Annotated in this window: 23 protein-coding genes and 1 tRNA gene; 11 read left to right on the forward strand and 13 right to left on the reverse strand. The window is 62.6% G+C overall.

Going from position 1 to position 22,759, the window contains the following annotated elements:
- Nucleotide 1: 1 nt before the first annotated feature.
- Entirely contained in the window at nt 2–1,141 is a 1,140-nt protein-coding gene (locus VJ109_RS01235; protein WP_324758442.1) for a glycosyltransferase, read from the forward strand.
- Here the strand turns inward: VJ109_RS01235 and VJ109_RS01240 are convergent.
- Together VJ109_RS01240 and VJ109_RS01245 are read right to left on the reverse strand one after the other, a co-directional pair.
- On the reverse strand, nt 1,138–2,556 hold the full coding sequence (locus VJ109_RS01240; RefSeq protein ID WP_324758443.1) for an oligosaccharide flippase family protein: 1,419 nt from the start codon (nt 2,554–2,556) through the stop codon (nt 1,138–1,140). The two genes, VJ109_RS01235 and VJ109_RS01240, sit on opposite strands and share 4 nt — an antisense overlap.
- Before the next feature lie 111 nt (nt 2,557–2,667).
- On the reverse strand, nt 2,668–3,723 hold the full coding sequence (locus tag VJ109_RS01245) for a glycosyltransferase (protein ID WP_324758445.1): 1,056 nt from the start codon (nt 3,721–3,723) through the stop codon (nt 2,668–2,670).
- A gap of 373 nt (nt 3,724–4,096) precedes the next feature.
- Here VJ109_RS01245 and VJ109_RS01250 point away from each other — a divergent pair, with 373 nt between their 5' ends.
- Nucleotides 4,097–5,212 carry a glycosyltransferase family 4 protein gene (locus tag VJ109_RS01250; RefSeq protein ID WP_324758446.1) on the forward strand — a complete coding sequence of 372 codons (1,116 nt, stop codon included), beginning with the start codon at nt 4,097–4,099 and terminating at the stop codon, nt 5,210–5,212.
- Nucleotides 5,213–5,312: 100 nt separating this feature from the next.
- Here the strand turns inward: VJ109_RS01250 and VJ109_RS01255 are convergent, their stop codons facing one another.
- On the reverse strand, nt 5,313–6,389 hold the full coding sequence (locus tag VJ109_RS01255) for a glycosyltransferase family 4 protein (protein WP_324758448.1): 1,077 nt from the start codon (nt 6,387–6,389) through the stop codon (nt 5,313–5,315).
- Nucleotides 6,390–6,716: 327 nt separating this feature from the next.
- Between VJ109_RS01255 and aglJ the strand changes: the two genes are divergently transcribed.
- Entirely contained in the window at nt 6,717–7,724 is a 1,008-nt protein-coding gene (aglJ, locus tag VJ109_RS01260; RefSeq protein ID WP_324758449.1) for an S-layer glycoprotein N-glycosyltransferase AglJ, read from the forward strand.
- Nucleotides 7,725–7,747: 23 nt separating this feature from the next.
- On the opposite strand, the gene VJ109_RS01265 is transcribed toward aglJ, so the two are convergent.
- Both VJ109_RS01265 and VJ109_RS01270 read right to left on the reverse strand, forming a co-directional pair.
- A complete protein-coding gene (locus VJ109_RS01265; RefSeq protein ID WP_324758451.1) occupies nt 7,748–8,074 on the reverse strand; it encodes a DUF5789 family protein in 327 nt (108 codons plus the stop codon).
- A gap of 83 nt (nt 8,075–8,157) precedes the next feature.
- Nucleotides 8,158–8,502, reverse strand: a complete 345-nt coding sequence (locus tag VJ109_RS01270; protein WP_324758452.1) for a winged helix-turn-helix transcriptional regulator — start codon at nt 8,500–8,502, stop codon at nt 8,158–8,160.
- 136 nt (nt 8,503–8,638) lie between these two features.
- On the opposite strand from VJ109_RS01270, the gene VJ109_RS01275 reads away from it, so the two are divergent.
- Both VJ109_RS01275 and VJ109_RS01280 read left to right on the forward strand, forming a co-directional pair.
- Nucleotides 8,639–9,058: a DoxX family membrane protein gene (locus tag VJ109_RS01275; RefSeq protein WP_324758453.1), complete on the forward strand. Its 420-nt coding sequence runs from the start codon at nt 8,639–8,641 to the stop codon at nt 9,056–9,058.
- 66 nt (nt 9,059–9,124) lie between these two features.
- A complete protein-coding gene (locus VJ109_RS01280; RefSeq protein ID WP_324758454.1) occupies nt 9,125–10,792 on the forward strand; it encodes a rhomboid family intramembrane serine protease in 1,668 nt (555 codons plus the stop codon).
- Here VJ109_RS01280 and VJ109_RS01285 read toward each other — a convergent pair whose 3' ends face one another.
- From VJ109_RS01285 to dph2, 5 genes are all read right to left on the reverse strand, one after another.
- The gene (locus VJ109_RS01285) at nt 10,793–11,419 is read right to left on the reverse strand and encodes an METTL5 family protein (protein WP_324758455.1); all 627 of its coding nucleotides are present in this window, start codon (nt 11,417–11,419) and stop codon (nt 10,793–10,795) included. It abuts the gene before it with no gap.
- Between the two features lie 52 nt (nt 11,420–11,471).
- Entirely contained in the window at nt 11,472–12,542 is a 1,071-nt protein-coding gene (locus tag VJ109_RS01290; protein WP_324758456.1) for a hybrid sensor histidine kinase/response regulator, read from the reverse strand.
- Nucleotides 12,543–12,544: 2 nt separating this feature from the next.
- Nucleotides 12,545–12,991: a response regulator gene (locus VJ109_RS01295; protein WP_324758458.1), complete on the reverse strand. Its 447-nt coding sequence runs from the start codon at nt 12,989–12,991 to the stop codon at nt 12,545–12,547.
- A complete protein-coding gene (locus tag VJ109_RS01300; protein ID WP_324758459.1) occupies nt 12,984–14,912 on the reverse strand; it encodes a PAS domain S-box protein in 1,929 nt (642 codons plus the stop codon). The genes VJ109_RS01295 and VJ109_RS01300 overlap by 8 nt, the downstream gene beginning before the upstream one ends.
- A 62-nt stretch (nt 14,913–14,974) precedes the next feature.
- Nucleotides 14,975–16,021 carry a diphthamide biosynthesis enzyme Dph2 gene (gene dph2 / locus VJ109_RS01305; RefSeq protein WP_324758461.1) on the reverse strand — a complete coding sequence of 349 codons (1,047 nt, stop codon included), beginning with the start codon at nt 16,019–16,021 and terminating at the stop codon, nt 14,975–14,977.
- A gap of 229 nt (nt 16,022–16,250) precedes the next feature.
- Here dph2 and VJ109_RS01310 point away from each other — a divergent pair, with 229 nt between their 5' ends.
- The 4 genes from VJ109_RS01310 (at nt 16,251) to VJ109_RS01325 (ending at nt 18,992) form a co-directional block, all read left to right on the forward strand.
- Complete coding sequence (locus tag VJ109_RS01310; RefSeq protein ID WP_324758462.1) at nt 16,251–16,652, forward strand: YlbF/YmcA family competence regulator; 402 nt, start codon at nt 16,251–16,253, stop codon at nt 16,650–16,652.
- A 127-nt stretch (nt 16,653–16,779) separates the two neighbouring features.
- Nucleotides 16,780–17,982, forward strand: coding sequence for a DUF7343 domain-containing protein (locus VJ109_RS01315; protein ID WP_324758464.1), 1,203 nt, complete (start codon nt 16,780–16,782; stop codon nt 17,980–17,982).
- Between the two features lie 67 nt (nt 17,983–18,049).
- Nucleotides 18,050–18,124 (forward strand) — tRNA-Glu (locus VJ109_RS01320).
- Between the two features lie 139 nt (nt 18,125–18,263).
- A complete protein-coding gene (locus tag VJ109_RS01325) occupies nt 18,264–18,992 on the forward strand; it encodes a hypothetical protein (protein ID WP_324758465.1) in 729 nt (242 codons plus the stop codon).
- A 2-nt stretch (nt 18,993–18,994) separates the two neighbouring features.
- On the opposite strand, the gene VJ109_RS01330 is transcribed toward VJ109_RS01325, so the two are convergent.
- Nucleotides 18,995–20,212 (reverse strand): PQQ-binding-like beta-propeller repeat protein, encoded by a 1,218-nt coding sequence (locus tag VJ109_RS01330; protein ID WP_324758467.1) that lies wholly within the window; start codon nt 20,210–20,212, stop codon nt 18,995–18,997.
- 33 nt (nt 20,213–20,245) lie between these two features.
- On the opposite strand from VJ109_RS01330, the gene VJ109_RS01335 reads away from it, so the two are divergent.
- A complete protein-coding gene (locus VJ109_RS01335; RefSeq protein ID WP_324758469.1) occupies nt 20,246–20,740 on the forward strand; it encodes a TRIC cation channel family protein in 495 nt (164 codons plus the stop codon).
- A gap of 27 nt (nt 20,741–20,767) precedes the next feature.
- Here the strand turns inward: VJ109_RS01335 and VJ109_RS01340 are convergent, their stop codons facing one another.
- Together VJ109_RS01340 and VJ109_RS01345 are read right to left on the reverse strand one after the other, a co-directional pair.
- A complete protein-coding gene (locus VJ109_RS01340; RefSeq protein ID WP_324758470.1) occupies nt 20,768–21,427 on the reverse strand; it encodes an RAD55 family ATPase in 660 nt (219 codons plus the stop codon).
- A gap of 10 nt (nt 21,428–21,437) precedes the next feature.
- On the reverse strand, nt 21,438–22,022 hold the full coding sequence (locus VJ109_RS01345) for a response regulator (RefSeq protein ID WP_324758471.1): 585 nt from the start codon (nt 22,020–22,022) through the stop codon (nt 21,438–21,440).
- A 125-nt stretch (nt 22,023–22,147) separates the two neighbouring features.
- On the opposite strand from VJ109_RS01345, the gene VJ109_RS01350 reads away from it, so the two are divergent.
- A complete protein-coding gene (locus VJ109_RS01350) occupies nt 22,148–22,729 on the forward strand; it encodes an MBL fold metallo-hydrolase (protein ID WP_324758472.1) in 582 nt (193 codons plus the stop codon).
- The last annotated feature ends 30 nt before the right edge of the window (nt 22,730–22,759 follow it).

Raw genomic sequence — 22,759 nt, forward strand, 5'->3', positions numbered from 1 at the left:
GATGGCCGAAGAGCTCCCGGACGTCTGTGTGGTCACCCATCCGCTGGCGGCGGCCGGCGAGAACGCCACGCGGAGTCTGCTCGATATTCTCGCCGCGATCACTGGAGTCGCCCTGGTGACGGCCAATCTCCCTGCCGACTCTGAGATCCGGGACACGCGCGAGTTCGTGGAACTCACACAGAAGGGAGCGGGTGGCTCGGTCGCCGTCGCTGCCGGTCGCTTTCTCCTGAACCAACTCCGGATGTGTCGCGTACTGGCCGACCGCGACGAGGAGGTCGTGCTGTTCTACGGCGCAACGTCGTACGTCCTCCCGATCCTGGCGGCGCGGCTCCTGGGGAAGACCGTCCTCGTCGAGCCCCGTGGGGACGTACCGCTGACCCTCCGGTTGACCTGGGAACAGCAACTGCCGTCCCCCCTCCCCCGGACGCTGGCTGGTCTCGTCCGGCTGCTCGAACGGATCGGGTTCGCGCTCGCGGACGGCGTCGTCACCTACACGCCCGAGATGGCCAGACAGCTCGACCTCCACCCGGAGGCGCCCGACGTCTACCCGACCGGCGCTCGCTACGTCAGGACCGACGAGTTCGACATCGAGACGCCCTACGACGAGCGCGATCGCGTCGTTGGATTCCTCGGTCGGCTCGACGAGGAGAAGGGTATCCGCGAACTCGCCGCGGTAGCCCGCGACCTCCCCGAGGATGTCACGTTCCGGTTCATCGGTGATGGCGACCTCCGGGAATGGCTCGAAGCCGAACTCGCCGACGAGATCGCCGCCGGCAGTGTCGAACTGACCGGCTGGGTCGACCACGACGGCGTCCCCGAGCAGTTGAACGCCCTCTCCTTGCTCGTGTTACCATCACAGCCGACCGAGGGGTTGCCGACGACGATCCTGGAGGCGCTGGCCTGCGGGACACCGGTGCTGGCGTCGCCGGTTTCGGGCGTCCCAGACGTGGTTCGTGACGGCGAGACGGGGTTTCTCATCGAGTCCCGCGAGCCGGAACAACTGCGGACCACCGTCGAAACGATCCTCGACCGGAACGATCTGAGAACTGTCAGTTCGCGAGGGCGAGAGCTGATCGAGTCGACGTACAGCTTCGAGTCCGCGTGTGACCGCTATCGGTCGATCTTGCAAAAACTCGATTAGAGATCGGCTACCCGCAACACTTTCTCCCGGATCGGTGACGAAATCGCGAGCAAGAGGGAGCCATACACGGCCGCTCCAACGAATACCAGGCCAACAGCACTCAACAGCGTGTCCGGAACGAACAGTGTGAGAGTGTAGACGACCGCCGTCATGACGACACTCGAAACGATCTGTTTCCCGATGCCGGTTACGGGGAACGAGATATCCCCGATTTCAGCCGAGAGGACGACCCATCCCGCGGAAAAGTAAATACAGCTCGAAAGCAGTGTTGCGATCGCTGCCCCATACCAGCCGAGCCCGTACTGATCGAAGATGAATACGAGCGAGATATTAAGTACGAGGTTTGCCGAGATGAACAGCGCATTGATTCTGAACGTACGCTGTGGATAATCGAGACCGTTGAGCGCGTTGATTGCCTGCCGTCCGAACGTGTGCATGGTCCGTGCCAAGATCAGGACTAACAGGATGAGTGCACCACGTGAAAACTCTGCCCCGTACACACGGAGGAGCTGGTCACCGATCACTGCAGCCCCGAACAGCCCTGGGATGAGGAAGATCCCGGTAAACAGCAAACTATCCGAGATGAGTTCGCGCGCCTTCGAAATCCGCCCGTCGCTCCCGAGCTGACTCAGCTCGGGAAAGAGAGTAGACGATATCGATTTCCCCGCCAGCGCGAGGAAACCAGTCAACGTCCAGACGGCGGTATAGATGCCGATAAAATCATCGGTGACAAAATAGCCGAGCACCAGTAAATCTAACCAGTTGATCGCCACACCCTCCACGTTGCTCAACCAGGAATACTGCGTGAACCGGCGAAGGTCGCCGAACTCCGAGAGGGACGGTATCGTAAGTCGCTCGCGCAGGAAATACAATCCGACCATCGTAATCGCGGCCATGGAGAGAATATGCCCGTAGACGAGACTGAGTAGCATCGCACCGCTGAGAGCGAAAGCGATCTGAGCGAGCAACCGGATGATACTTTCGAGCGTGTTGAGCCACCCCGAGAGCGCAACCCGTTTCGCCCCTTCGATTCCGCCCCGGCTTATATCAAGGAACATATTTGTCGCCAGTAATAAGAAGGCGAGAGCCGCGACTTCTACCCCGAAATACTCGTTTATTCGCGTCTCGAAGACGTAAATCACCAGTCCGACAACGGTGCCGTATCCCAATATCGTGAGGGCGCCGGCGGTGAAGTGACCGGTTACAGCCTCCGATTCCGACATCCGTTTCGAGACGGCAGTTCGGATACTGTTTCCGGGGAGTTTGACCCAAAAGAGAACCGCCAGTAGTTCCGAATAGATTCCGAGACCGCTCGCACCGAAGTACTGGGCGGCGAACAACGTCGTTCCGAACCCGGCTATCGATCTGACAACCTGCGAAACGAAATGTAGTACTGCACTCCGGTCTCGACGCATGGATAAATCAGGGTAGCGTGCTCTCAAGAGCCCGCAGTACGTTACGAACGAATCCAGTGAGACGTATCGAGTATCCGCTACCGGGTGACATTGTTTGAGTTAGATTCTGCTTTAGCGGGGCTGCCCTGTCGAGCGATCCCGGGCTCCGAGCCGTCTGTAAACGTCGAGATGTGTCTCGATGGCACTCTCCAAGGTAAGATCCATCTCCTCCATCGTCTGAAAGCCACGGTTCACTTGTGATTGGTAGTACTCCGGATCAGACATCAGTTCGTCGACGGTTTCCAGAACGGATTGCGAGTCCCGATCTGCCCAGACGTACGTCCCACGGTTCTTAAAAATTTTCTCAATTTTTCCGGAGGCAGTCGTTATTACTGGGGTTCCACACGCAATCGATTCCAGACCGACATTCGACGTGACATCGTATTTCCGAGTCGCAGCAGTGACATCAGCGATATTGTAGAGCTGAGGCATCGATTTGTTATCGACGAACCCCTCGAAAATCAGGTCCGACCGGTCACGAAACCGCTCTTCGAGTGGTCCGGCGCCAGCGACAATATACTGAATACTGTCGTCGTCCTGTGTTATCCGAGCCATCTCGTCGATGATCGCGGCACCCTGCCCCTCGGTCAACTCACCGACATAGAGGACCACGGTCTGTTCACTGTCAATCCCCCGTTCAGATCGGAGTTGGTCGATACGTTCGGGCTCGTATTGATAAAAGTGAGATCGGTCAATCGTAGCTGTGACACTTGCCGTGGTGTAGCCTAATTGTTCCCACTGTCGCTCGTCTTCCTGTTTCTGTATTTTGACACTGATACCGAGGAACCGACCCAGAACGCGATGAAATAGCGAGTTTTGGATTCCCGGGCCGACACCGGCAACCAGCGGACCGAGATACGCCAGTCGGACGAACAGCACCTGATAGATATTGATCGGAACGTGTACAATGTCGACATCACTGAACGCTCGTCTCGCTTTCAGGAACGTCTCGATGGGGTTCCGGATGTCGATTTGCGTTACTTCGGCATCAGCGGAGACGACAGCAGGTTCGTTGGTGAGGACGACGACGTCACACTCAGATCGGTTGGCTACTCCGTTGATTATATCCGCCGCACGGGTACGTGGACCCGTCCCCGAGAGTCGGTAGCAAAAATAGCCGATCTTCATACGGTCCGAAATCTCGATGATAGCAAAAAGGTTCGGATATAGACAGACCGTGTCCTCCAGGGCGAGGGTCTGAACGGCTACTGTCGCGGTAGGCGGGGATCGCTCGTGCCGAGCACTCACCAAGTGGCTGTTGAAACGATTGAGACACCGATCGCACTGCAGTCGTGCGATCGGGAGGACAGTGAGTTTCAACGGCTGATATAGATCCACATGTTTATTTGGACTGCAAATGTTCCTCCGGTACGCAGCGACAGTACCAGTGAAACCCAAAATCTCCCTGATCGCACTGCCGCCGTACAACCGGTGTGTAAACCGCCTCGGTCGGTCCGTCGAGCGCTGTTAGCACAGTCGGAAACACCTACTGTAATCTAACATGAGAATAGCGGTCGCCTACGAGAAATTCGCGACAGCACAGTCAGGCGGGGCACGCGAATCCCTCCTGACACTGTTAGCCGGTATCAGCGATCATCGTGATATAACGGTCGACGTGTACCAGACACCGCCCGTTGACGACCCACCGGAGACAGCATACGACTACACGATCAACGAGAAGCCACTGACGACGGTCCCGAAATTGACTTGGACCGATCAAGTCTGTACGCGGTTCCAGTGGCGTCGATACTTTCACTCAGAACTCGATCCTGAGACCGACCTCCTGTGGACACAGAACCAACTGGCTCCTGCCTCGGTGGCTGTCGCAGCGGAGATGGATATTCCCTCTCTGTTTTTCGTGAGGAGTATGGCACTGACGGGCTACGAGAAGTACGACGCCACACGCGGCATCCTCTCCAATCTGTTGCGGACAGATCTGGGCGGCCGGATCCAGTTCCCGTTTCTGTGGCAGAATTTTCGCGAGTACCGGCGCGCGGCGCGTACGGCGACAGTGACGATCGCGAACAGTTCACATACTGCCGAGCAGATATCGGAGCTGTTCGGGGTTGATACCGAAGTCGTCTATCCGCCCATCGAACTAGACGAGTATCGCGTTGAGTACGATCCGGACGGCTCTATCCTGATGGTAAATCCACGGGCGGAGTACAAGGGTGCGGATATCTTTCTCGATATCGCGAGCGAGCTTCCGGATGAGCGGTTTCGTCTCGTCGGACCGATCGCCTCCTCGGAAATCGCGTCCCAGGCTCGGAAGATGGAGAACGTATCGCACACTCAGTGGTGTGACGATATGCGGACAGCGTACGCCAGCGCGAAGCTTGTTGTCGTGCCCTCCCGGTGGGAGGAGCCGTTCGGGCGTGTCCCGGCAGAGGCAATGGTGAGCGGTATCCCGTGTGTCGTGAGCGACCGCGGTGGGTTACCCGAGGTCGTCGGAGAGACTGGAGCAGTCGTTACCGATATTGAGTCGACCACGGCATGGATCGACGCGATAGAGCGTGCGTTGGCTGAGCACAGTCCAGCCGCCCAACAGAACCGGGTACAGAAGTTTTCCGCCGAAACACAGACCGAGACGCTTCTCAAGCTAATCGACGGGCTGTAAGCGCCTCGCGACCGCTGCTACGACCGGCTACACACGGTGCCGTTTTCCGTACGAGGAAAACTCGCCACGAGGGGGCCTGCGGTATGAATCGGTACTGAACTTACCTGATTGCTTCGTATAGATCCCAGTACTGTCGAGCGACGGCCTCGAGAGTGTAGTTCCGTTCGACGAGAGAGCGGCCAGCCGCCCCCAGTTGTGCTCTTCGATCCGCGTCACCCGATAACTGACACAGAGCATCGGCGAGGGAGTCGACATCAGTCGGATCGTGAAACATCGCGACGTCCTCGTAGGCCTCGACGAATGGACCGATATCTGAAAACACACAGGCTGTTCCACTGGCAGCTGCCTCGATAGCAGCCATGCTGAACCCCTCCCACAGGGAGGGCATTGCGTACACGTCTAACTCGTGAAGCACGTGATACACCCGTTCTCTTTCCAGACGGCCGGGGAAGTGAACCGAGTCAGCGATCCCTTCACTGCGGGCGGTTTTTGACAGTTTCTCCCGGAGAGGTCCGTCCCCGACGATGACAAGCTCCATTTCCGCACCACGATCCCGTGCCCGTGAGACACCACGAATCAGCGTCGCCTGGTTCTTCTGTTCTGTGAGCGATCCCACCGTCCCGACGAGCAAGGAGTCCGCTCCGATATCGACCGCGTCGTCGAGGCACCACCCCATCTCCTCGCTCGAATCAATTGCGTCGATGTCGACACCGTTGGGGATGTACTCGATCTTGTCACGGTCGAGGATTCGGTTCTCCCAACCCCGGAAAGAGTCACGGACTGCTCGCGAGTTACAGACGACACGGGCCGCAAGCGGGTTTGTCAGCCCATTGGCGACGAGTCCCAACATCGGAAAACCGTCTCGCGTGTTCCCTTCACGTGAGACCGACGGGACACCGTTATATCGGGCGAGGAGTTTGGCGTAGGCACCGGAGTGGTTGTGAGTGGTCTGAACGATATCGGAGTCGCGGATGACTTCGTTGGCTGCAGAGAGCGTCCGATAGTCGATTCCCGTCCGCGTGTCCGGTGCATCCAGATCGACTACATCGACGAGTTCGTCACCGTAGAACCCCTCGGCGGTGAACCACGCCATGACCGTGACATCGACGTCCGTGTACCGTTGGAGTGCGACCGCGATATCCACCTCAGCGACGGTCTGATCGACCGCATTGACCACAAAACAAACGCGTACCGATCCCATTACAGAGTCGTATCACGTCGCCTTCCCCTCACGCTTTCGATCCGACACGAGGCGACTCGTACTGGTGGCTGTACCACACTGAAGGAATCGCTACCCCCGGATAGCGACTATCGGTCCGAACGGACAGCCAGCAGTATCACCGTTCGACCAGTTGTCCCGACGTGAACCACAGGGAGCTGCTACTACATTGTCCAGTCGCGCCGAGAGAGTACCCGAATCGTCCGACACTGTGTCGTCGCGGGAAGTCCGTCGGAGCTACGGATACCCGTATTTATTTCACGCTCCGTAGATGAGGGTCGCGTAATGGCTGACCGCGACGACGTCTGTGTGCTGTTGCCGACCTACAACGAGGCCGCGACGATCGGGGCAGTCGTCAATGGGTTCCGCGAGGAGGGGTTCGAGAACGTCCTCGTCATCGACGGCGGGTCGTCCGACGACACCACAGATATCGCAGACTCGGCCGGGGCACGCGTCGTCGAGCAGTCCGGGAGCGGGAAAGGGCAGGCCGTCCGGGAGGCAGTCCGGCGCCATATCGATGCGGCGTACGTGCTGATGGCTGACGGCGACGAGACCTACCGGCCGGACGAGGCCGACCGGATGCTCGAACCGCTCTTCGACGGGCGAGCGGAACACGTCATCGGCAACCGCTTTGCGGACATGCAACCGGGCGCGATGAGCCGCCTCAACCAGACCGGAAACAGGGTCATCAACTGGGCGTTCTCGGTGATCCACGGCCACCAGTATGTCGATATCCTCTCGGGCTATCGCGCCTTTACTCGGGAATCGTTCGAACAGCTCTCGCTCTCCTCGGACGGGTTCGGAATCGAGACGGAGATGGCTGTCGAGTGTGTCAAACACAGCGTCCGTGTCACCGTCGTCCCGATCACCTACGAACCTCGTCCGGACGAGTCCGAGACCAACCTCAACCCGTTCCGGGACGGCGCGACGATCATCCTCACGCTCTACCGGATGGCCAAGACGAACAACCCGCTGTTTTACTTCGGAAGCGTCGGCTTCGGTTCGATCGGTCTCGGGATCGTGCTGGGGGCGTACGTCGCCTACGACTGGTTCGCCAACAGCATCTCCCACGAGGTGATCGCGATGGTGGGGGGTATCGCGATCGTGTTGGGACTGCAGTTGCTGATGTTCGGTGTCCTCTCGGACATGATCGTCACGGTCAACCGCGAACAGACTCGGCGGCTGGAGGATATCGCCAGAAAACTCTCGGAAGACTCTCAGCAGGCAGCGACCTCCGAGTCGGACGGGCAAAACGAGGCCGAAACCGTCGCCGCCGGCAACGGCGAGGACTAGTCGGAACAGTCCCTGCCGGCGGATTAAAACGGTACGAGCGCGCGCAGTTGTGAGATGATACTGTTGCGCGTCGCCTCCCGTTTGCGCTCGAACACCGGGTGCAATGCGTCCAGCAGTTCGTGCTCGTTCTCGAACCGTCGAACGCTGGTCTCGCCGAGCGCGTCCGCGACGGTGACCGTGTGACCGGCCGCGTCGAACGGGACCTCGACGTGGCCGGCGGCGTCACGGACCTCCTCGGCGGTGGCCGGATACGAGATCTCGATATCGGTCAGTCGAGCGTCGAGGGCGGCGATGCCGAACTCGATGACATCGGGCTCGTCGGTGTCGTCGGCTGGTGGCCGTACTCCCATCAGTAGCTAGTTGTACGTACTCGGTGGAAAGTCCTGTGCTGTCGACGCATACTACCGGCAAGCACGGTGGATCGGGAACTGGCTCACTCCATACCAGGCGCAAGCCACTCGTCGGCCCAGTCTTCGATCTCCTCGAAGACGGGACAGAGCGACCGCCCCTTGTCCGTGAGCCGGTAGTAGGTCGCCACCGGCGCGTCCTCTTCGAGTCGACGCTCGACGAACCCCATCTCCTGAAGATCGTCGAGGACCCGCGACAGCGTCCGGGAGCTTGCGTCGGTCGCTCGCTTGAGTTCGTTGAACCGTCGCTCCCCGTCCTGGAGTTCGTGGAGGACGACCAGCCGCCAGCGGGAGCCGATCTGGTCGAGCGACTCGATGACCGCACAGGGGCCGGTCTCGGCCTCCGATTCGTGGCGTAGTTGGGATGACATCGGTGATACCTGATTACCTCTATGTCCGGGAACCGATATATAGGTTCGGATGCGAACCAAGTAACGTAATGAAACCACACCTGCAGCACCGTCGTACCGACCTTCGATCGACCGTCAGTCCGGAGGTGAGCGCCTGATGGCCTTCGAGACGGCCGGCGCGGCCGAACTGTTCCTGCTCGGTCGACTCCTGTTCGGGGGAGTCCTCGCGTTCACGGGCCTGAATCACTTCCTGAACGACGAGCAGATGATCCCCTACGCAGACGCGAAGGGGCTGCCCGCGCCCACCGCCGCTGTCTACGGGAGCGGCGGACTGCTCGTAGTGAGCGGTCTCCTCGTCGTTCTCGGGGCCTACCCCGTGATCGCCGCCGGTGCGCTGGCGACCTTCCTCGTCGGATCGGCACTGACGATGCACAACTTCTGGGCGGTCCCCGAGGACCAGCAGCAAGACGAGATGACGCAGTTCCTGAAAAACGTCGCGCTGGCCGGCGGCGCGTTCGCGCTGCTGGCTGCCGCCGGAACTGCCTGGCCCTACAGCGTCGCTCTCGGACTGGCCTGAGCGCCGCCGACGTACCCTGGTTTCTGCCGTCACGCATAAGCCACTACCACCCACAGGTGAGGGTGAATGTTCCAGTCGTCGCCAGTCCCGACCGTCCCGGGGTGGCTCCCGCTTCGGGCGCTGGTCGTCGTAGTCGTGGTGGGGCTCTCCCTGGTGGCGGTCCGCCGGCTCTCGGGCGAGCGGCTCACGGACCCGCTTCGCAGCAGGCTGTTACTGGGGGTTCCGTGGGGGACGCTGCTGACGATCACCGGCGTTCTCCTGGTGTATTTCGTTCTCCAGGGTGCGTGGAACAACGCCCGCCCCCTGGTGACGCCGTTCCGGACGTGGTCGTACTTCTATCCGCTGGGCATCCTGACGGGACCGTTCACCCACGGCGGCCAGGGCCACGTCACGGGCAACGTCGTCGGGACGTTGGTCTACGGGACCGTCGTCGAGTACGCCTGGGGTCACTATCCCACAGAGCGCGGGACACAGACGTTCACGTCGCTGCGGACGAACCCCTACGCCCGCGTGTTGGCCGTCCCGATCGCGTCGGTCGTCGTCGGCGTCTTCACCGGCCTGTTCTCGCTGGGACCGGTCGTCGGCTTCTCCGGCGTCGTCTTCGCGATGGCCGGGTTCGCGCTGTTGGTCCGCCCCTATCTGTTTCTGGGTGCCCTGGTCACGAACCGCGTCGTCGACCTGGTGTTGACCGCGCTCCGGTTCCCCGAACCGACCGTTCAGGGCCGGACTCGCTTTGTCACGCCCTGGTGGTCCGACGTTGCGATCCAGGGCCACGCCATCGGTATCCTCGCCGGCATCGTCCTCGCCGCCACGCTGCTGTGGCTTCGCGACCAGCGACCCGTTCCCAAACGGGTCTTCGGCGTGACGCTGGTGTTCGCCGTCTTTCAGGGGCTCTGGGCGGTGTACATCCCGCTGGGGAACGCCCGCTTCACCCTGTTTCGCTGGCTCGGGACGGCGCTCGTCTTCTTCCTGGCGGCGGTCATCGCGGCCGCGACGGCCGACACGGACGACCACTTCATCCTGCTGCCGCGGTTCGAGGCGGGCTGGATCGGCTGGGCAGGTATCGTCCTCCTGGTCGTGTTGGGGACGCTCAGTCTCGGTGCAGTCCCGGGCAATCTCACGACGATCGATTCCGGTGACGTCCCGGAGGACGGGATCGAGATCCGTGACTACGTCGTCGCCTACGAGGAGGACGTACTGAACCAGTACGCGGCCAACATCCCGACGCCGATCGAGACCGAACAGACCCGGGTCAACGAGAGCGGGATCGTCGTCGCCAGTGCCGACCGCGAGATATGGATCGCCGAGGTACCAAAAGGACAACTGGCGACCAACGGCCGCGCGTCGGTCGTCGTCGGCGGCGTCGGCTGGCGCGAGACGGTGTTCGCCAACCGAACGACCTGGAACGTCGTCGGCAATCGGTCGGTGTACGTCGTCCAGTTGTGGCGCCGGGGCGAGGACCCACGGACGAGCTACCGGTCCCCGCCGTCGACGGCCGATACGACGATCGCCGGCCGGAACGTGACGGTTCGGCCCGCGGGAGCGAGCTTCGAACTGGCGGTGACACGGGACAACGAGACGCTGGCGACGGGGCCGATACCCGCCAATACGTCGGCACGGGACATCGGCGGAATAACCTTCAGACACAACCGCAGTCGACTGTACGCCGAAATCGACGACACTCGCGTTCGGATCGCGACGGTTCGGACACCCCCGGGCCAGCGCCGTGAGTAGTCACGTCCACTCGATCCGGTACACCTCGACCGTGATCTCGCTGCGGTCGGCCTCGTGGAACTCGAACTGTCGGGGGAGTTCGAACTCGGTCCGGAAAGCATGTGTCACCGCGCCGCCGTTGTCCTCGGCGAAGGCCTCGACGAACGACTGGCTTCCCTCGTTGTGGATCGAATAGGAGACCGACGAGAGGGCTGCCGCGGTTTCGAGGAACGCGCGATCGGCGTGTTCGTTGTCGGCCTGGGCACCGAAAGGCGGGTTCATCACCACGGTGGTCTCTTCGACCGAGGGACACAGCGGCGGGACGGTCGCGTCCGCCCGGACCCACGACACCGAGGTCGTCGATCCGACTTTCCGCTCGTTGTCCCGCGCGATCGACAGCGGCCCGGCGTCGATGTCGAGGCCGACGACCGTCTCCGGGCCGCGCAGGGCCGCCCCGAGCGCGAGCATCCCCGTCCCACAGCCCAGATCGACGACGGTCCGGCCATCGAGATCACCCTGAAGGTCCGCCGTGTGGACGAGGTGGGCGGCGAGGTCCGGCGGCGTCCGATACTGTTCCAGACTGGCGCTGGGGTCGTCGAACCCCGCCACGACGGCGAGTTGCTGGGCGAGGGCGCTCTTCGTCGGCATCACGCGTACTACAGACGAGTCATGTAAAAATCCTCTTAATAATGCTTAGCAGTTATTCGGCTCTGGGCAAGTCCACGACGAAGGCGGCACCACCGGCGTCGCTCTCCTCGATCCAGATGTTCCCGCCGTAGCTTTCGATCATCGAATCGACGAAGTAGAGCCCGAATCCGGTCCCCGAAGAGCCGCTGCCTTTCTTCCCTCGCTCGAAGACGCGACGGCGCTGGTCGGGTGGGATACCGGACCCGTCGTCGGCGATCCGCACTCGCACGACGACGTCCTCGATCGTTGCCGTCACGTCGATGGTCACGTCCTCGCCGGCGTGTTCGACCGCGTTCGTGAACAGGTTCCCGAACACGTCCTCCAGCAGATCGTCGGCCTCGACCTGGATACCGCTCACGTGGTTGTCGACGGTACACTCGTCACTCATCGATCGCGCTCGGTCCGCGGCCTCGTCGAGCACCTCACCGAGGTCACGGCGCTCCATCTCGGTCATCCCGTCCTCCGAGAGCGTCTTCAGCACCGACCGAACCTTCTCCGTGAGGTCGATGATGTCGTCGCTCCAGTCGACGACCGTCTCGGCGTACTCCTGGTCGTCCCCGTCGAGCGTCTCCGTCAGCAACTCCGCACGCGACCGGATGACGTTCATGCCGTTGAGCATGTCGTGCTGGAGAATGCTGTTGAAAAACTCCATCTGGTCGCGCCGACGACGGAGAGCCCGCTGCTGGCGACTCCGGACGACGGCGTATCGGAGTGCTCGGACGAGTCGATCCCCGTCGAGCTCGGATTTCGGGAGGTAATCCTGTGCGCCGCGCTCGATGGCGTCCATCGACTTCCTGCGGTCCTGCATCCCTGTCAGAACGATAATGGGCAGGTCCGTGACCATCTCAGTCGCCCGATCGAGCGTCTCCAACCCGGTCGATTCGGGGAGGCCCAGATCCAGCAACAACACGTCGTACCCGTCGGTTTCGACATCCGCGACGGCACCGAGCGATTCGATGTGAGTAAGCTCGACGTCGTCGACGAAGTAGGTGGCGTCGGAACTATCGAAATGGTGTTCGACGAGTTTCGCGTCGCCGGGGTTGTCCTCGACGAGCAACACGGAGAGGTGTGTCGTCCCGGCCATGGTCATTTCGGCGGTTGTTTGACGACCCGAAGCCAGAACTCCTCGATGCTCCCGACGATGTCGACGAAGCCCGAGAAGTCGACCGGCTTCGTCAGGTACGCGTTGGCGTGGAGGTCGTACGATTCGACGATGTCCTCCTCGGCCCCGGAACTGGTCAGGACGACAACCGGGATGCGGCGCAGGTCCTCGTCGGACTTCATCTCGGCGAGCACTTCCTGCCCGTCCATCCGGGGCATGTTCAGATCCAGCAAGAGCAGGTCGGGACGGGGCGACGACTCGTACTCCCCTTCCTGTCTGAGGTAGTGCATCGCCTCGACCCCGTCGTTGACGACGTGGAGGTTGTTGAGTACCTTCCCCTTCTCCAGTGCCTTCTCGGTCAGTCTGACATCGCCGGGGTTGTCCTCGGCGAGCAGGATCTCGACCGGTCGGCCGTTCTCGTTCTCACTCATCCGTCGCCACCTCCGTTGCAGCCGGGAGCGTGAATCTGAACGTCGCGCCCGTTTCGGACGGCTCGGCCCAGATCCGTCCGTCGTGTCGCTGGACGATCCGCTGGCAGACGGCGAGCCCGATTCCGGTACCGTCCGTGTCGTGTGCCCCGCCGCGCTTGAATATCTCGAAGATGTCCTCCACCTTATCGTCGGGAATTCCCGGTCCGTTGTCGGTGATACAGAACTCGACCACCCCATCGGCTTCCGTCGCGTCGATCTCGATGCGAGGGTCGACACCCGCCTCGTCGGTGTAGTCGAGTGCGTTTTCTAGCAGGTTCTGGAACACCTGACCGAGCTGGTTGGTGTCCGCTCTGACCGCCGGGAACGATCCCGTCGAGACGGTCGCACCGACCTCGTCGATCCGCATCCGGAGGGATCCCAGTGTCTCGGAAACGACATCTCCCGGCTCCGTGCGCTCGAATTCCCCTGCCTGCGTCTCGACGCGGGAGTACCGCAGCAGCGCGTCGACCATCTCCTGCATGCGGTTCGCGCCGTCGACGGCGAAGGCCATGTACTCCGCGGCCTCCCCGTCGAGTTCGTCGCCGTACTCGCTTTCGAGCAGGTCCACGTAGCTCGACACCATCCGGAGCGGCTCCTGCAGGTCGTGGGAGGCGATGTAGGCGAACTGCTGGAGCGCCTCGTTCGACCGCTCCAGTTCGGTCTGCTTGGCTTTGAGCTTGGTCTCCCGCTCGACACGGTCCAGCGCGGCGATCGCCGTGCTCGCGAGGATCTCCAGCAGGAGCCGCTCGTCGCTGTCGAACGGCTCGCTCTCCGTGGAACCGATACACAGCATCCCGTGGTCGTCGAGTGGGAGACAGAAGAGCGTCTGCAGCGGCGTCTCCGGTGACGACGGGTTCGAGAGTGTCCGATAGTCCTCGACGACGGTCGGCTCGCCGGTGTGGAATATCCGGGTCTCGTCGTGGTCCGGCCCCATCGGTGACAGCCCCGACGGCCCGTCGGCGTCAGCCAACTCGGTGGCTGGTCCCGTGGCACCGATCGGATAGAGGGTGTCGTCGCTCTCGTCGTAGGACCACATCGCCGCGAACGGCCGCTCGATGATTCGCTTCGCGATCCCGGCGACGGTCTCGGCGACGGCTCCCTCCGAGCGGCTGTACAGCAGTTCGTTCGTCGCATCGCTGAGCGCTTCGACACGCTCCTCGTGACGCTTGAGATCGGTAATATCCCGGGAAACGCCGACGATTTGTGAGAGGTCGCCGTCGTCGAACAGCGGCCGATACCACGTCTCGAACACCAACTCGCCGACGTCCTGGGTGACGCGGACTTCCTCGCCGTCTAGGGCCGTCTCGACCGCTTCGACGACATCAGGGTAGTCGGCGTACGCCTCGAACACCGAAACCCCTTCGAGTTCACCCGGCTCTAGGCCCAAACTCGCCAACCCCTTGCCGGCGGAGTGGGTGAACACGCCGTCGGAGTCGATCGTGAACACGACGACAGGGAGGTTGTCGATGAGCGTCGTTAGCTGTTCGTTCCGTTCCAGACGGGCTCTGTTCAGCTCTTTCTGGTCAGTTATATCGTGGAAGAACGCGACGACGCGGCTCTCGTCGTCGATCTCCGCCCGCTCCAGGGTGACCTCGATCCACTGCTGTGCCCCGTCCGAATTCCGGACCGCCCATTCGACCGTCTTCGAGCCGTCCGAAACGGTCTCCTGGATGAGTCTGTTCGCGTCTTCGGTCGTGTATCCGGGCGGGCTGAACGCGCCGACGTGGGTGCCGACGAGTTCCTCCCGGTCGAACCCGAGCAACTCGGCGGCCGCCGGGTTCGAGCGGACGACTGCCCCGGTATCGGCGTCGTGAACGATGATCGGGTCCGGGGCTACCTCGAAGATGTCCCGGTAGAGGGGAGTGTCCCCTGTCGAAGCCATACAAAACTGGGGGCCGCTGGACACAAAGCAGTATCTCCCCAGTTCTCAACGGCGAGAACTGCTCACCAAGTGCCGTGGAAGGTGTCGAACTCCAGGGAGTCAAGGGGCTTCTCGCCGATCGCGATCTCGTACTCGCCGGGCGTGAGCATCGGTTTCTTGAACTGCGGGCCGTCGTCGGTCGTGATACGGGGACAGCCAGTGTTGACGTAGGCGTCCATCCCGAAGTTCGTCAGGCGGTCGGGCGTCACCTCGTCCATCGTGATGAGGTAGGCGTCGTCGTTGTTCTCGACGATCTCCTGGGCCTGGTCCCACCGTCCCTGGCCGATCTTCGTACAGAAGATGACGCCCCACCGCTCGGCGTCCATCGCCTTGTGGACGGAGGCGTAGCGCTGTTTCATGAACTGCTCCGTGTCCGCGACCGTCAGCGCGTTGTTGACCGGGTCCGCGATGACGACTTTCTTGTCGGGGTGTTCCATCGCCAGCCCGAGCGGGTGGAACTTCCCGCCGCCGACGTAGAGGATCTGGTCGGCGTCGACGTCGGCCGAGGCGTAGTTACAGCCCAGCACCTGCCCCTCGTGGGTCAGGCGGTCGTCACCCTTGCGCGTCTGGACGTCGTAACCGCGGTCTTCGAGCCACGAACGCATCTCGTCGAACTTGTTCATGTGCTGGGCGGTCGTGACGAGGCCGACCGCGTCTTCCTGTTCCGGCGGCGCCAGTTCCTCGTCGTGGGCCTGTTCCATGATCGGGAAGACGTCGACGTTCGAGAAGAGGGGGACGTAGATGATCTTGTCCGACTCCTTCATCGGCGAGTGGCCGAAGTGGACGAAGACGTCCGTCCGGCGCATCATGTAGGTATCCAGGTCGCAGGCACCGTAACAGGGCTGGCCGGAGATCATCACCTGGACGTTGTCCGGGAGTTCTCGACGGAGGTCGTCGGCGACGGCCGGGCCACGCCGTTTCAGTCCCTCGGGGAACTGCAGACCGACGGTCTCGGCGTCGCGTTCGTGGACGGCGTCGACGATTCGGTCGAGTTCGTAGTCCCACTCGCGGTCGTGTCTGAGTGAGAGACCGGTGTTTCGGAGGTCTCCCGCTGTCCGCTCTTGGCTCATTGGAACTGTGTACTGGCTCGTGGGGGATAACCTCAGTGTTTCTCCGTGGTCGCTCGCGGGGACAGCTGACAGCCTTTCGGAGTGGATGCTACCAAGGCCCCGACTGGGGTAGTCGCACGGATGGAAGGCTGATCCAAGCGGGACAAACGCCGAGTGCGATAGCGCGTCGTAGCAGCACTCGTTTCGCGTTCCGGCAGGCCTATACCGCCACAGTCGTTACATGTCGGTGATGAGCATCGAGACCGATACCGCCGCTGATCCGATCGGTGACCGCGTCGAGGAACTCGCGACCGAGTTCGGCGACGCCATCACCGAGTTGCCCGTCTACCAGCGATTCGCCGAGGCCAAGGAAGCCGTCGAGAACGACGAGGAGGCCCAGGAAGCGATCCAGGAGTTCGAGCAGATCCGCGAGGAGTATATGCTCGCCCGCCAGACCGGCAAGGCCTCCCAGGAGGACCTGCGAAACCTCCAGCAGGCCCAACAGGAACTCCACGACATGCCGGTGATGAGCGAGTATCTCCAGGCACAGAACGACCTCGAACTGCGCCTGCAGGAACTCAACGAGATGATCTCCGAGGAGTTGGTCGTCGACTTCGGACAGAAAGCCGGTGGCTGCTGCGAGGACGACTAACCGCTCGTCCGCTTCGGGGCTCTCCAGTTCGATAGCCCACGAAGACGGGGTCTCAGACAGGAGTTGACGGATTGCGGATTGTGGAAGCAACAGTGTTTTTGTGGTGTCCACGGGTCGTTCTAGTGTGATGTCTGCCCGGGCCGTGGTGGTCGTGGTCGCACTCCTGGCAGTCAGTGTACTGGCCGGTCTTCCGATCGTCTCTGGCGAGCAACAGCCCCAGCGGGTACAGACGCCCGAGGGATTCGAGGAGACGACGTTTCGCGTGACGGTCTATGCCAACGGCTCCGCCCGCTGGACGATCGAACACCGGACGCCGCTGAGCAACGAATCCGAGCGACAGCAGTTCGAGGAGTTCGCTCGAACCTTCGAGTCGACCGAGACGGCCCTGTACGCCGACTTCGTCGAGCAGGCCGGCTTACTGACCCAGTTCGCCACCAACCGGACGGGGCGGTCGATGGCACCCAGCGACTTCCGGCGGTCCGCCTCGATCGATCCGGTGCGACGAACCGGTGCAGTCAGGATGTCGTTCCAGTGGGGGAACTTCACCCAACAGCGGGACGGCCGGATCGTCATGAGCGACGTGTTCGAGGGGGGATTCTACATCGGACCCGATCAGTCGTTCGTCGTCCAGCGCGGGCCGGAACTCGCCTTTACCGACGCTCGGCCGACGCCCGATTCGCGGAGCAACCCGAACTCACTGGCCCGGAGTGAGACTGTCACCTGGGAGGGCGAGCAGTCGTTCAACGATCAGCGGCCCTACGTCGAACTGGGTCCCAGATCCGTCGTCGACACCGAGACGCCGACTCAAGAATCGACGACAACCGGATCGGTGTCCGGGGCTTCTGGGGGTGGTGACTCCGGCGGCCCCAGCGGAACAGACGGGACGACGCCACAGCAAAGCGGGGGCGGGTCGAACTGGCTGTTTGCCCTCATCGCCGTCGCGGTTCTCGCGGTTGGAATCGCCGCAGTCTGGTGGTTCGGTGGCCGGGGAGCCACCGTGACAGACGGTGCCGACGGGAGTGGGGCGGCACCGACCGACTCGGAACCGACGGGGACCGATCAACCGGACCCACAGGAGCCAGCCGTCCCCGACGAGGAACTCCTGAGCGACAACGACCGCGTGCTCCGACTCCTCAGGGAGAACGGCGGCCGGATGAAACAGGTCGACATCGTCGACGAGACGGACTGGTCGAAATCGAAGGTCAGTATGTTGCTCTCGGATATGGAGGCCGACGACGAGATCAGTAAGCTCCGCGTGGGTCGTGAGAACATCATCAGCATCGCCGGCGAAGAGCCTGACGCCGCCGGTTCACCGTTCGAGGAAGAGTGAGAAACCCACACAGAGCACGCCCGAAGCGCAATGGTTAAACGTCCTTCCTCGCTACCGATTTGTGTACGCTCCGTTGGTGTAGTCCGGCCAATCATATCACCCTCTCACGGTGATGACTAGGGTTCAAATCCCTGACGGAGCATTTTCCTTTCCGACGAACGGTAGTGATCCGGACAGCGCTAGTTGCGCGGTTCGACCCCGCCGATCCCACTGTAGCTGGCGGCCCCGTCGAAGCGGACCGTGAGACAAACTGGTAAGTACCAGTCGACACACCTCCCGGTATGGATCGGCGGGCGTTCTGTCTCACAGCAGTTGGCGTTTTGGGTGGTGTCGGTGGTTGTCTTCGACAGACGGCGGTCGACGCCGACGAGGGCGAGACGGGGCAGGCGACGACCACCGACGTTCCCACATCGGATCGAACCACGACGACGCCGGAGGCGACCGGTGACCCCACAGAGACAGCCGGCAGTACGACAGCGTCACCGTCGACACAGCCGGAAGGGCTCCCGACGAACGTCGAGACGCCGCCGCTGTCGGTCCCGTTCACCGCGTCCTTTACCGACGGACTCGGCGAGTGGGTTGTCGACACCCGCTACCGGACGGGGGACACGAAAGAGCCCGGCGCTGGCGAGTTCCCACAGTATCAACTGGTCAAGGGTGAGGGAGGGTACTCGGACGAACACGGCGGGAGCGTCCGTCTCCGCGTCGATGGTGGACCAAGCGCCGTCGGTCTCGCCCGGACTGTCGACGGCCTGAGCGCCGGGACGCGCGTCCGAGCAGCCTGGGAGTCACCGGACTTCCAGCCCGACCGCGGCCAGGTCCGGCTCGTCCTCTTCCCGCCTGGCCGTGGCAACGCGAACCAGAACCAGATCGCGACCAGCAAATCCCCCGGCGAGCCGATGACGGCGACGCTTTCGCGTGAGTATCCGCCAGGGACCGAACTGCGGTTCGTCCTGGGAGTCTGGCCCGGGAAACACACGGCGTTCGTCACGGAGATCAGTACCGAGTGAGGTCACCGCCAGATCGCGGCGACCGCACCCGCTCGGTCACCACAGACCACCGTCTCCGGGCCGACTGTGAGTCCGGTCGGCTCCTGAAGCGGTGTCTCGAAGGTTGCCCGCTCGTCCCCGGTCGCGGGATCGAAGACGTGGATGGTCCCCCCGTCGTAGCGGGTGGCGTACACCGCCCCGTCGACGATCGCCAGGCGGTTGAACCAACTCCGCTCGGTGTACGCCCACAGGGTCTCCCCGGTCGTCGGGTCTAGCGCTCTGAGCGACCGATCGGGGAGGTACAACCGTCCGTGTGCGAACTGCGGGTCCGGCGCGCCCGCCGCGCCGCCGACGCCATCGATCGTCCGCTGCCAGACGACACTCCCGTCGGCTGGATCGACCGCCGCAATCGTCCCGTTTTCCCCGGTCACGTAGAGGAGCCCCTCGAACGGGACGACACTGGAAGAGAGTGTGCCGTCGAACGTCCGTTTCCACTGTAGATCGCCGGTTTCGGCGTCCAGCGCGTACATCGGTGCGGTCTCTTCACCGTCGTGTGCGCCGGCCGAAACGAAGAGCGTCCCGCCCACGAGTGCGGGGCGGCCCCGCACGGACCCGCCGGTCGTGAACGACCACAGCAGCTCGTCGGCAGCCACGTCGAAGGCCCGGAGTGTACGAGCGCCCGTCGAAGACCCCAGATACGCGACGCCATCCCGGACCAGCGGTTTGTACTTTGCGCCGCTTGCGGTCCCCCAGGAGAGTCGACCGTTTCCACGTCCGACGGCTTCTGTCGCGAACGAACCGGCCACGAACAGGCGGTCACCGGCGACAGCGTGGCGCAGGTTCTCGGACTCCATCTTCGTCTCGTACGTCCAGCGCTCGGCCCCGGTATCGGTAGCCAGTGCCAGGACTCGATCGTCCTTCGTAGTCACGTACACCGTTCTGTCTGCGACGACAGGTCGTTCGGCGACGGCAGTCCTGGTCTCGTACCGCCAGCGGATGTTCCCCGGCGCCTGTGGTTCGAGGGGCGTCCGAGCCGCGGGCGATGACTCGCTGGTGGCTGTGCTCGTCTGGCGGGTCGTGCTGCCGGGAGTCGAACCGGCCGTTACGCGCTCGGTCGAGGGGTCGGCCGTCCCACCCTCGTCGGGGTCCTGCAACTGGAGACAGCCGGTTGTCAGTCCCACTCCGAGTGTCGCCAGCACGGCCCGCCGCGCCATCGATCGATCGGTCCCGTCGCCCCGCATGCCTGCACGCTGTTTGCGGGGATAGTTAGATGCTTGCACTCTCCACCGCAGTCGGCTTCCGCAGTCCGCAACACCTCCCCTGACGAGGGGCTATCCAGTGCCCGAAGTGTTCCTGCCCGTGGTGACCGTGTCTTCGACGACCTCGATCGCCACCCGGTCTCGGTCGTCTCCGACGCGATCGGTCTGGCCGCGTTCACGACAGCCGGGGCAACCGTCGTGACCGATGCCGGCGTCTCGGCGTTCGGCATCGTGGCTGTCGCGGCGATCAACGCCTGCGGTGGCGCCGCGTTCGCGGATATCCTGCTGGATCGCTCGCCGTGTATCCGCTTCGACGACTGCGACGCGAGCTGTTCGTCATCGGCGGTGTCACACACTGGACGGTCGTCGCTGTGGCGGTTCCGGCGGGCTCGCCGCGGGCGTCGTGCCAGTGACTGTCTGCCTCGGGCTCACGCAGTCACCGACGGCAAGAAATTGCCGATAGCGCAGGTGCTCGGGATCGTTGGGAAACAGGTCGGCGATACTCGGTGAGCGTCCCGCGAAACCCGGCTGTCAGACTCAGATATCTTGCCAGGGCGTCGGTTCGCCCGCGAGTCCGAGAACCCGCCCTTCGCGGCCGCCCCCGTCCGCGTCACGGATCTCGATGAGTCCGTCGAAGGCCTGCTTGATGACCTGAAGGGTCTGCTCGTCGTGAGCGCCCGAATCGATGGTGAACACGCCGATATACCCTGCGGAGTCGAGTCGCGAGGACAGGACGTGACAGAACTTGAAGACGGTCTTCTTGTCGGTGTAGGTCAGCATCGTCGACAGCGAGACCAGCGCCAGGCGGCCCTGTTCGCGACCGGAGTTGTGCAGCCCTTCGAGGGCTTTCGTGATTCCGATCCCGATGCCAGTGAGGTCCCCGGGCGAGGACACCTGGTGGACGTAGGCACCGTCGACCGAACCGTTGTCACTGCCGCCCTCGCCGCGGCAGTCGACGACGCCGAGCTGTGACTCTTCGAGTTCCGGGACGAGTTCACGGAAGTCGCTGACGATCGTCGCTGCCCCGTCGCTCGTCGAGACGACCACGGCACCGTCACCGTTCCGTGCGCCATCAGCCAGAATATCGTATGCCAGACGTTCTTTGCCGCTCATCGCAGGTCCGGAGACGAGGATATTGGACCCCGGTCGGACATCGCGAAGCGCGTCGAAATCGAGAACGGATGAGAGATCGTACATTGTCAGTAGCTCAGTTCTCGTCACCCTGGTCTAGTCCACGGAGCGTCGCGATGAAATCGTCGTCGTCTTCGATACCACCCAGCGCACCGGAGAGATCCTCCTTCATCGCTGTGATCTCGTCGGTCAGCTCCGCGTAGTCGTCGCTCTCGGCGAGTTCGGCGCTCGATTTCGTCGCTTCGAGCGTCGCCTGTTTCTCGACCAGCGAGTAGTACTCCTGAAGCAGCGAGTCGTACTCGGACCGTTCAAGCAGGTTTTCGACCGTCTCGTGGAGCTGTGCGCTTCGGATCGGTTTCGAGAGATACGCGTCGAACCCCATCTCCAGAATATCGAAGTCGGGTTCGACGGCCGTTACCATGGCGACACGACAGCTGAGGTCGCCCTCGCGGATCTGTTCGAGGACCTCGTCACCGGAGAGCCCCGGCATCATCCGGTCCAACAGGACCACGTCGACAGACTCGTCCAGCATTTCGAGACCTTCGTCGCCGTTCTGTGCCATGCGGACCTCGTACTCCTCCTGGAGCCACAGCTTATAGGTCTCCGCGACATCCGGTTCGTCTTCGACAATAAGTACCACAGGGGGGTCCGAATCTGACATTTCGTTTCTACTGGTGTCGTTAAAGTATCCACCTACAAAGCCCTGTGGGTCACCGTCGAACGGGCGACACGACAGGGGCGGCGAGTAACGACAACGACATTCCGTTCCCCCGCTAACAGCCGGGTATGAGTCAGATTCGGAACCTCGCCAACGGAGCCCAGGCGTTCACGAGCAACGTGTTTCTCGTCGTCGGCGACCGGACAGTTCTGGTCGACGTCGGCAACGAGTTCGACGTGGTCTCGGCCGTCGAAGACCACACTGACGGGCTCGACGCCGTCGTCCTTACGCACACCCACTACGACCACGTCGGGAACCTCAGCGACGTGACGGCGGCCTTCGACGTCGACGTCTGGGGATACGACACGGACCAGGACGGCGTCGATCACGCCATCGCCGACGACGAGACGGTCACACTCGGTGACGATAGCTACCGCGCGATGCACACCCCGGGCCACAAGAACGACCACCTCTGTTTGTACTCCACGGACGCGAACGTTCTCTTCGCGGGCGATCTGGTGTTCGCCAACGGGAGCTTCGGCCGGACAGACCTCGAAGAAGGGGACCGTGATCTGCTGGTCGAGAGTATCGATCGCGTGCTCGATGCCGTCGACGAGGGTCTAGGTGTGATGCACACCGGCCACGGTCCGAGTGTCACCGACAGGGCGTACGACAATATCGAACTGGCCGTGCAAGCTGCGCGGTTTTGAGTCGCTAGCTTCGTCGTCTGTCTGCCGCTC

This window comes from Haloarcula montana, from assembly GCF_035666295.1.
Classification (GTDB): domain Archaea; phylum Halobacteriota; class Halobacteria; order Halobacteriales; family Haloarculaceae; genus Haloarcula; species Haloarcula montana.

What these genes read in the sequence shown, in the direction of transcription:
- VJ109_RS01280 (WP_324758454.1), top strand. Translation starts at nt 9,125, where the DNA reads ATGTTCCAGTCGTCGCCAGTCCCGACCGTCCCGGGGTGGCTCCCGCTT.
- VJ109_RS01330 (WP_324758467.1), bottom strand. Translation starts at nt 20,212, where the DNA reads ATGCGGGGCGACGGGACCGATCGATCGATGGCGCGGCGGGCCGTGCTG.
- VJ109_RS01245 (WP_324758445.1), bottom strand. Translation starts at nt 3,723, where the DNA reads ATGAAGATCGGCTATTTTTGCTACCGACTCTCGGGGACGGGTCCACGT.
- VJ109_RS01235 (WP_324758442.1), top strand. Translation starts at nt 2, where the DNA reads ATGGCCGAAGAGCTCCCGGACGTCTGTGTGGTCACCCATCCGCTGGCG.
- VJ109_RS01250 (WP_324758446.1), top strand. Translation starts at nt 4,097, where the DNA reads ATGAGAATAGCGGTCGCCTACGAGAAATTCGCGACAGCACAGTCAGGC.
- VJ109_RS01350 (WP_324758472.1), top strand. Translation starts at nt 22,148, where the DNA reads ATGAGTCAGATTCGGAACCTCGCCAACGGAGCCCAGGCGTTCACGAGC.
- VJ109_RS01310 (WP_324758462.1), top strand. Translation starts at nt 16,251, where the DNA reads ATGAGCATCGAGACCGATACCGCCGCTGATCCGATCGGTGACCGCGTC.
- VJ109_RS01295 (WP_324758458.1), bottom strand. Translation starts at nt 12,991, where the DNA reads ATGAGTGAGAACGAGAACGGCCGACCGGTCGAGATCCTGCTCGCCGAG.
- VJ109_RS01265 (WP_324758451.1), bottom strand. Translation starts at nt 8,074, where the DNA reads ATGGGAGTACGGCCACCAGCCGACGACACCGACGAGCCCGATGTCATC.
- dph2 (WP_324758461.1), bottom strand. Translation starts at nt 16,021, where the DNA reads ATGAGCCAAGAGCGGACAGCGGGAGACCTCCGAAACACCGGTCTCTCA.
- VJ109_RS01325 (WP_324758465.1), top strand. Translation starts at nt 18,264, where the DNA reads ATGGATCGGCGGGCGTTCTGTCTCACAGCAGTTGGCGTTTTGGGTGGT.
- aglJ (WP_324758449.1), top strand. Translation starts at nt 6,717, where the DNA reads ATGGCTGACCGCGACGACGTCTGTGTGCTGTTGCCGACCTACAACGAG.
- VJ109_RS01300 (WP_324758459.1), bottom strand. Translation starts at nt 14,912, where the DNA reads ATGGCTTCGACAGGGGACACTCCCCTCTACCGGGACATCTTCGAGGTA.
- VJ109_RS01315 (WP_324758464.1), top strand. Translation starts at nt 16,780, where the DNA reads ATGTCTGCCCGGGCCGTGGTGGTCGTGGTCGCACTCCTGGCAGTCAGT.
- VJ109_RS01340 (WP_324758470.1), bottom strand. Translation starts at nt 21,427, where the DNA reads ATGTACGATCTCTCATCCGTTCTCGATTTCGACGCGCTTCGCGATGTC.
- VJ109_RS01240 (WP_324758443.1), bottom strand. Translation starts at nt 2,556, where the DNA reads ATGCGTCGAGACCGGAGTGCAGTACTACATTTCGTTTCGCAGGTTGTC.
- VJ109_RS01275 (WP_324758453.1), top strand. Translation starts at nt 8,639, where the DNA reads ATGGCCTTCGAGACGGCCGGCGCGGCCGAACTGTTCCTGCTCGGTCGA.
- VJ109_RS01345 (WP_324758471.1), bottom strand. Translation starts at nt 22,022, where the DNA reads ATGTCAGATTCGGACCCCCCTGTGGTACTTATTGTCGAAGACGAACCG.
- VJ109_RS01290 (WP_324758456.1), bottom strand. Translation starts at nt 12,542, where the DNA reads ATGGCCGGGACGACACACCTCTCCGTGTTGCTCGTCGAGGACAACCCC.
- VJ109_RS01285 (WP_324758455.1), bottom strand. Translation starts at nt 11,419, where the DNA reads ATGCCGACGAAGAGCGCCCTCGCCCAGCAACTCGCCGTCGTGGCGGGG.
- VJ109_RS01270 (WP_324758452.1), bottom strand. Translation starts at nt 8,502, where the DNA reads ATGTCATCCCAACTACGCCACGAATCGGAGGCCGAGACCGGCCCCTGT.